We start from the raw sequence: 8,648 nt of genomic DNA on the forward strand, positions 1-8,648 counted from the left end.
TACCTCTAGAAAGAGCGAATATCTGGAAAAGTCTCTGACAAATTTTCCACTACCTATATATAAGAGTGAAATTTTTATCTCCTCAGAAAACTGGCAAAAAGTCTAGGGGAGGCTTGAGGCTATCGCTTCACAAAGAGAAAATATCTACTTACCTCTAGAAAGAGCAAATATCTGGAAAAGTCTCTGGCAATTTTTTGACTATCTATATATAGAAGTAAAATTTTTATCTCCTCAGAAAACTGGCAAAAAGTCTAGGGGAGGCTTGAGGCTATCGCTTCACAAAGAGAAAATATCTACTTACCTCTAGAAAGAGCAAATATCTGGAAAAGTCTCTGGCAAATTTTTCACGATCTATATATAGAAGTAAAATTTTCATCTCTTAGGAAAAATGGCAAAAAGTCGAGGGTACGCAAGAGTCGAGTGCTTCACAAAGAGAAAATATCTACTTACCTCTAATACCATTTCTCAAAAACTTTTCTACGCTTTCTTGAGCAGGGGAGTAGGGGAGTAGGGGAGTGGGGGAGAAGTAAACATTATAATAATTAACATTAAAATAGCTAAAATTAGCAAGAAAGTTATTTGGCTAGTGTTAATTACTTAATAGCTGAAGTATTGCCCAAGTATAGCATTACTTTTGGGAATTGGTATAAAAAGAGCAAAGATTCTGGAAAAGTCTCTGGCAAATTTTTCACGATCTATATATAGAAGTGAAATTTTCATCTCTTAGGAAAAATGGCAAAAAGTCGAGGGTACGCAAGAGTCGAGTGCTTCACAAAGAGAAAATATCTACTTACCTCTAAAAAGAGCAAAGATTCTGGAAAAGTCTCTGGCAAATTTTTCACGATCTATATATAGAAGTGAAATTTTCATCTCTTAGGAAAAACGGCAAAAAGTTGAGGGTTGAGGCGATGCTCTACTTCAGAAAATCTCTACTTACCTCTAGAAATAGCAGATATTCTGGAAAATTATCTGACAAATTTTTGACTATCTATATATAGAAGTAAAATTTTCATCTCCTCAGAAAAACTGGCAAAAAGTCTAGGGGAGGGTTGAGGCGATCGCTCCACTTGCTAAAAATCTCTACTTACCTCTAGAAACAGCAAATATCTGGAAAAGTCTCTGGCAAATTTTCGACTATCTATATAAGTCAGTGAAATTTTCATCTCTGACAAAAACTGGCAAAAAGTCCATGGAGGCTTGAAGCGATGCTCCACTTGCTAAAAATCTCTACTTACCTCTAGAAAGAGCAAATATTCTGGAAAAGTCTCTGACAAATTTTTCACTATCTATATAAGTCAGTGAAATTTTCATCTCTGAAATCTGCTCCGAAACAGTTTATGCAAGGTATAACTACTAAACTAGATTTAGTTGAGACTTTGGGTAATTGTAAAATCTCCTACTAAGATTACTATCATAAGTCAATACTGGACAATCAAATATTGGCAAATTCAATCTTTTGTGGTTTGATGGTAACTGGTTATCCAGTTTATCCCTTATATGTTCCGAAACAGTTTATGCAAGATACAAATACTGAACCAGATACAGTTGGTACAACAGAAGCAGCATTTCTTCTCAATATTTCTACGGCTAGACTCAGGTTACTTCTCAGGCAAGGTCGTCTCAAAGGAGCCAAAAAAGTCAAACGGTTTTGGGTAATTCCTTTAAATCGTCGAGGAATGCCAGAAATTACTCCTGGTCGTCGAGGTCCTCAAGGAACTTGGAATAAAGGATTCCGTACAGGCAATACTTTTATCCATGTACTGCGAAGAGAAATTGACTATAACCGAGACCACGGCACCTCTCTTGCAGCTATTTCTGTCAAACAAGGAGGCAAAAACCATCGCTGCCACGAAGTAGAAATTCTGGGAAATTGCAAAATTGTCTATCGACCTCATAAACCTAACAAGAGTCAAGCAGGTGGTGCCCGACTATGGATTGAGGTGGAGCCTGAAGTTGAAATTATTCGCAAATATTTCCGAGATACGGAACTAGATGAAAATGAACCCCAAGATGCTAGTAACCAAAGAATCTGATGTTTAAATTCAACTAATATTTATTTTAAATATATTAAATAGTGGTGTCGGCTTGTTTATAGTTATTCTGAATAAGAGTGGTACAATATAAAGAGTAAAATGTAAACCAGAATAAATCATTTAAAGAATGTCTTACAGTCTAGATTTACGAACAAGAGTCATTGATTATATTGAACACGGAGGAAGTATTTTATCGGCCTCCAGAATCTATAAAGTGGGACGTTCTACAATATATCGGTGGCTAGCAAGAGTGGATTTAAAACCGACAAAAGTCACAAGACGTCGGCGAAAATTAGATTGGCAGGCATTAGAAAAAGATGTGAAAGAAAATCCAGATTTAAGATTGTGCGATCGCGCTGTTAAGTTTGGAGTTAATATTAGTTCAATTGGTTATGCGTTGCATCAAATGAAAATCACGCAAAAAAAAAGAATTAAGGTATCGAGAAAGAAATAGACTTGAAAGAATAAAATACTATAAATTACGAGCGAGAATCGATCAAACATTATGGGGTAGAAAGCCTTGTATATATTGACGAGAGTGGATTTGAGTCAGTTCAAGAGTGTCTATATGCTTGGTCAAAGAGAGGGAAGAAAGTCAGAGGGGACAAACAAGGCAAGAGGAAAAAAAGAGAAAACTTGGTAGCAGGAAGAAGAAAAAGAAAGAAAGATTTAATTGCTCCAATGGTTTTTGAAGGAAGCTTAAATGCTGTGGGATTTGAGGGATGGCTAGAAAAATATTTATTACCATCACTTGAGCGAAAATCAGTCCTGATAATGGACAATGCACCAATTCACAGAAAAACGGTGATTAGGGAATTAGTCAATGACCAAGGACATGAAGTTATATTTCTCCCTAAATACTCTCCAGATTTAAATGATATAGAACACGACTTTGGTGCATTAAAGAAGAAAAGAATGTACGAAGGAAAATATAAATCAATTGATGATATTATTCGAGATTATTGCGTCTCTTAGTGTCCCAGTCTTATTCAGAATGACTATAACTTTGAGGCTGGCATTGTAGATTGTTATGCAAGTAATTAGAAATCTCCAAAAATTGATAAGATGCCTCTATCATTTGACTTCAGGCTACTTGTAATGTCAAATATAGTTGCGTAATTTTATGACAGAATACGTAATTAATTTTGCTTATGCACTTATTACCCGACTTGTTGTAAAAAACCCCTTACTGCTCCTAAATAATAATCAGGATTTTGAGTTTTATAACGAAGTTGAGCTTAATGGACCTAACTTTTGAATTCTAAATTCCGCTCCATTCTCTTAAAATTGGCAAAACAAAAGTAATAGGCGCTCTTTCTTCAACTCTTACTCGTGCTGTTATAGTCGTACCCGCAGTTAATTTTTGTTGGGGTCCGTTTGAAGAAGACCATTCATAACCACTAAAAGTATTATCATCTTTTTTAAGTTGAACATAAGCTTCAACTTGCCCGCCACTTTCCCCAATAATATTCTCTACAATTTCTGGATTTCCTACCACAAAACTTGCACCTTCTTTAGTCACAGGAAAATTAGAAATAGAAGTAATATTCCCAATAATCCCCCCAAATCTTTCCCGTTTCACAGTATCGGGAGTAATCTGAATTTCCATATCAGACTCAATCCGCTTGCCATCTTTAACAGGGAAATAACTAACCGCTACTAATTCAGATGACTTTCCTTGAACATTAATTTTACCCAGAGCAGTACCAGGATTTACATATTGTCCGACAGTGCTTTTAATTTCTAAAATACATCCATCTATCGGACTCAGAATTTTACTATTATCAGCCACCTCTTTTTCTAGTTGAGCAATTTCTCGGTTAACTTCTGCTATTTGATTTTTGCGAGTATTTACTGCTTCTAAATTTTCTTGTTCCAAACGTTTTCTCTGGGTATCTAAATCCTGTAAATCTACTTTTAATTGAGCAATTCTATTCTGGTTTTCTAAATATTTTTCCATTGCTTCCGTTTCTTGTAATTTAACTTCCTCCAACTGCACTTTTATCTCATTAATTTGATTCAGATTATCCAGAAATTGTTTAGAATTTTCAGTCGTTTGTGAATCTAACGCCTGTAGTTCAGTTTCAATTTCTCTAATAGTATTAATATTATCCAAATATCTCTCATTAGTTTCTACTTCCTCCAACTCTAACTCCTTGATTTTATCCTCAATTTCGCTAATAGTACTGAAATTTTGTAAATATTTTTCATTAGTTTCTGCTTCCTGTACTTCTACTTGTTTTAATTCAGCTTCAATTTGAGCAATAGACTGTAAATTTTGCCTAAACTCTTGTTCAGTTTGTAATAAATTATCTTGAGAAATAGCACCCTCATCAAATAATTCTTGGCGCTCTGTTAGTCTCTTTTGAAAAACAGGAACTAACTCTTGAGCATCCTTCAAACGTTGCTGTAAACTTTCTCGTTCTTGTTGCAATGCCAATTCATTTTTATCCCGCAAAACAGGAGTTAAATTTTTAGCATTTTCTAACCTTTGCTGAAGAGTAACTTTTTGTTTAGCGATAACTTGTAATTTTTTATCTCTCAATTCAGGAGTTAATTTTTGAGCATCTCGCAAACGTTTTTCTAAACTTGTTCGTTGTTGGTTAATTTCCTGTAATTTTTCTTCTTTTAATATTGGAGTAACAGCTTGCATATCCTGTAAACGTTGCTCCAAAGTCTGACGTTGTTCCCCGAGTGCTTTTAAAGTATTATTTTGTAGGGTAGGAGTCAAATTTTGAGTGTCTTGCAAACGTTGTCTTAAACTTTCAGCTTTACTTGTCAAACCATCTATTTCTAATTCAGTGCGTTGACTTTCTAACTGTTGAGTATCTACTGCTTGAGTTTGGAGAAGAATTAGCTTTTGCTGTTGTAACTCTAACTGTTTTTTGAGCTGAGATGGATCGATAGTTGCCAGTACATCATCTTTTTTGACACACTCTCCATCTCTAATTTTCAGAGATTCTAAATTACCTTGAATTGCTGATTGAAATTCTACTACTTGTCGGGGTCGAATTAATACTCCTTTCCCAGTTACAGTAATAGGTATTTTGCCAAAAATACTCCATGAGATACCAACTAATACTAGACCACCTAATATAGCAAAAGATAGCCAGTCTTTGATAGTAACTACTTGTATTAATTGGTCAAATTCTTCTGGGGAAGAAATCTGTTTCTGTGACTCTTGAGAAAAGATACGGCGTTTTGGAGAGTCAGTCATTTCAGTTATTAGTTAAGGGAGTCGTCATACTGTTTCACGGAAGTTAGAAGTCAAAAATTAGAAGTCAGAAGTGAAAGTCTATAAACTTAAAGTAATGGTTATACCAATTTGATAAATGTTTGCTACAAATAGCTAGGGTATTTCTTAGAATCCAGCAATTCTGCAATCCAGAATTCGTATGGGGATATATTTAATACCATTTTTGATGTTTTAAATTATCTTTTTCGTCAAATAGACTTTATTTGAAAGTTTATTTATGATTTTTATTATTCGTAACATTCTTTTTTCAAAATGGTATTATACACTAATTTAAGCTTATTCTTTCACATTTATAATTGTGACATCTTTAAAGTGAATTGGTATCAGTTTAGTAGGTTTGGTTAAGGGTATCTCGCAACCCAACAGGTATAACTTTACATTAGATTTCATATAATAGAGTACAGGTATAGTAGTCGAAGCAAAGGTTAGGACATTGCTAAATGCGGTTTGCGGAGCATTTTCGTAGGGTAAGCATTCAGCTATTAGCTATCAGCTATCAGCTTTTATAAGGGGATTTAAATTAATATAGGCTTTAAGGCAAACTTTGGTAGTAAGTAGAAATTCCACCTCAATTACTAAAGCTTTTATATAAAACGAAAAGTAATAGCTGAACGCTGAAATGCTGATAGCTGAATGCTGACCTCCTGACTACTTCTTCAGCACCGAAAAACTATATAAAACCACCTAAAACCTACCACCTAAATTCTTAATTTGAACTGCTTCTAAAATCAAACGTTGTTCCGCACGAGCAATTGAATTATAAGTTCGATCCACAGCATCAACATTAACAGAAATAGAAGTAATACCCCACCGGATTAAATTATCTATTATTTCTGGATATAAAGCAGGAGCATCGCCACAAATAGAACAAGGAATACCAGAAATTTTAGCCTGAGAAATTAATTGTTGAATGGCTCTCATTACTGCTGGTTGACGAGTATCAAAAGCACTTGCCATTTGTTTTTCTTCTCGGTCTACACCTAACAATAATTGGGTTAAATCATTAGTGCCAATAGCAATACCCTGAACTCCTGCTTTAACATATTCAGGTAGTAAGAATAAAACTGATGGTACTTCTGCCATAATCCAAATTTGGAAATTATTAGGTCGATTTTCCCATTTAGTTTGAATACGACTATGACAAAATTGAAATTCTTCTACAGAACGTACAAATGGTAAGATTAAATGAATGTTAGTATAACCCAATTCATATACTTGAGATAAAATATCTATTTCTAAATCTAATAAACTTGGTTCTAACATATAACTAAATGTACCATGTCGTCCTAGTATAGGATTAGAATAATTAGTCCGATGATTATGAAGATTTGCCTCGGTCTGGTTATCTTGATTTTCAGAATAATTAGTTATAAATTCTTCTGGCATTTTAGTAAATACTTTTTCCCCATCGCTAGAGTTAAATAATGCTAAATCAAGAGAACGATAAAAGACTGGTTTTGGAGTAAAAGCTGCAGCAAATTGACTAAGTTTCTTCACCATTAGACCGACTAATTCTGATTGACGGCCTTGTTGTATCCACCATAAAGGATGATGATTTTCTAACAGTTCAATAGCCATTAACTCTGACCGCAATAATCCTACTCCATCTATCAGTGAACCTTGAATTTTTTTAATGGAATTAATTTGACTGATATTAACGAAAAGTTTAGTTCCTATTGGCGGTAAATTTTGATTTTTCAGAGAATTTTCTACTACTGGTCTCTCAAGTTTATCAGGATCATAATTATCTTCTTTTGCTAGATATATTGCCCCATTATTACCATCAATTAATAAATGGTCGCCTGTTTTAATTATATTGGTAGAATTAGTAGCTCCTACAATAGCAGGAATCCCAATTTCTCTAGCTAAAATTGCAGCATGACTTGTGATGCCACCCTGTTCAGAAATAATTCCAGAAGCTTTTTTCAGTAATGGTAAATAACTCGGAATAATTACAGGCACAACTAAAATTGCTCTGTCAGGAAATTCTTCTACTTCTGGAGGAATATTTTTAATAACTATAGCTTTAGCTGTTACTTTTCCTGATGATGCTACTATGCCTTTGACAATGGGATTCTCAGTATTAGTAGTAGATATTGATTTTTCTTCTTTTGCTGATTGTGGCAATTTTGCCAAAATTTTATCCTCTTGTGGAAATCTTTCAAAATCTGTAATTAATAGTTCAAATTTTGCATCATTAGACCTTTGGAAAAAACTCCATTTTACTCCAAAATTAGTACCGATATTATTGGCTATATCCTGGGTTAATCTAATTAATGATTGTAATTGCTTTTCCTCTAAAACAAATTCTTTTTGTAGTTCTTCTGGCAATAAAAAAGTTTGCAGTGCTGCTAAAGTTTTAGGAATAGGAATTTGAGTATGATAATTTCCTTGCCATGTATCTGTATCGCTAACTTTAATAATTCTTGAATCAAGGTTATAAGCGATAATTTTATTACCTAACTTCTTGTTTTCTACGGTGCAATTTTCTGCAGAAATGATATAAGAATCAGGGAGAACTTGTCCCAGCTCAATAGACACTCCTAAACCATGAGTTGCTTGAATTTTCCAACTATTAGTAAAAGCATGAATATTTCCCGAAGCGATCGCTGACTGTACGGGTTGTACTATAACTACTGGTTGAAGTTGTGGAATTTCAACTTGCTGACTATGCCAATATAATAAACTTTTAGCATTAAATATTTCTGCCCAAGCTTGTTTAATTCCTGGGACAAATTCTTCCGGTGTAGCTTGACAAATTATTGGTTCTAATATGCCTACAGTTTTTAGGTGAGGAGATACTAAGTCAAGCTTAAAAATTAAGACTTCGGCATTGAGATTCTTAATGGCAGATTCTAGAGATAAGAACAACTCTGATGGTAAATCAGTAGATACAATATTGTAGTTAATTGATTGTGAAATTTGTTGTAATTGTTGATAGTTATTGACATTAAAATGCAAAGTAGAATTGGGGAAGTCAACTAATAATGGGTCAGACCAATCAATATGTTGTAAAAATTGCCAAAAGCTATTTGCTGGAATGACAAAACCAGGAACAATTGGATAACCTTGCTCCATGAGACGAGCTAAATAAAAAGCTCTTTCTCCCACTGTTTTCCAGTCTGAGGATTTAATTTTATGTAGCCAGTAAAACTTATGCACAAAACTATTGATTTGCTGACATCAAATGTTAAAAATATTGACACTCGCCCGTTAAATCAGAGATGATAATTAGGGTTTGCTGATTAAATATCGCGCTTATTGACTGATATTGGTTTGAGCAATTTTAGATCTGTAAAAAGTGCGAGGTTTTAGGTGGTAATGGTTCAAAAATTCAGGATTTTGCTCAAGAGTTGGGC

The 8,648-nt window shown here is 34.2% G+C and carries 3 protein-coding genes and 1 pseudogene; 2 read left to right on the plus strand and 2 right to left on the minus strand.

Going from position 1 to position 8,648, the window contains the following annotated elements:
* Nucleotides 1–1,439: 1,439 nt before the first annotated feature.
* Both F6K54_RS19000 and F6K54_RS19005 read left to right on the plus strand, forming a co-directional pair.
* Complete coding sequence (locus F6K54_RS19000) at nucleotides 1,440–2,033, plus strand: DNA-binding protein (RefSeq protein ID WP_293080444.1); 594 nt, start codon at nucleotides 1,440–1,442, stop codon at nucleotides 2,031–2,033.
* A 127-nt stretch (nucleotides 2,034–2,160) separates the two neighbouring features.
* Nucleotides 2,161–3,008: pseudogene (locus F6K54_RS19005) on the plus strand (IS630 family transposase).
* A 286-nt stretch (nucleotides 3,009–3,294) separates the two neighbouring features.
* Here the strand turns inward: F6K54_RS19005 and F6K54_RS19010 are convergent.
* Both F6K54_RS19010 and F6K54_RS19015 read right to left on the minus strand, forming a co-directional pair.
* Nucleotides 3,295–5,250 carry an NHLP bacteriocin system secretion protein gene (locus F6K54_RS19010; protein ID WP_293080446.1) on the minus strand — a complete coding sequence of 652 codons (1,956 nt, stop codon included), beginning with the start codon at nucleotides 5,248–5,250 and terminating at the stop codon, nucleotides 3,295–3,297.
* A 723-nt stretch (nucleotides 5,251–5,973) separates the two neighbouring features.
* Nucleotides 5,974–8,451: a putative PEP-binding protein gene (locus F6K54_RS19015; RefSeq protein WP_293080449.1), complete on the minus strand. Its 2,478-nt coding sequence runs from the start codon at nucleotides 8,449–8,451 to the stop codon at nucleotides 5,974–5,976.
* Nucleotides 8,452–8,648: the final 197 nt, after the last annotated feature.

This window comes from Okeania sp. SIO3B5 (assembly GCF_010692555.1).
GTDB lineage: Bacteria > Cyanobacteriota > Cyanobacteriia > Cyanobacteriales > Microcoleaceae > Okeania.

Coding starts and splice junctions, on each gene's coding strand:
- F6K54_RS19010 (WP_293080446.1), bottom strand. CDS start 5,250: ATGACTGACTCTCCAAAACGCCGTATCTTTTCTCAAGAGTCACAGAAA.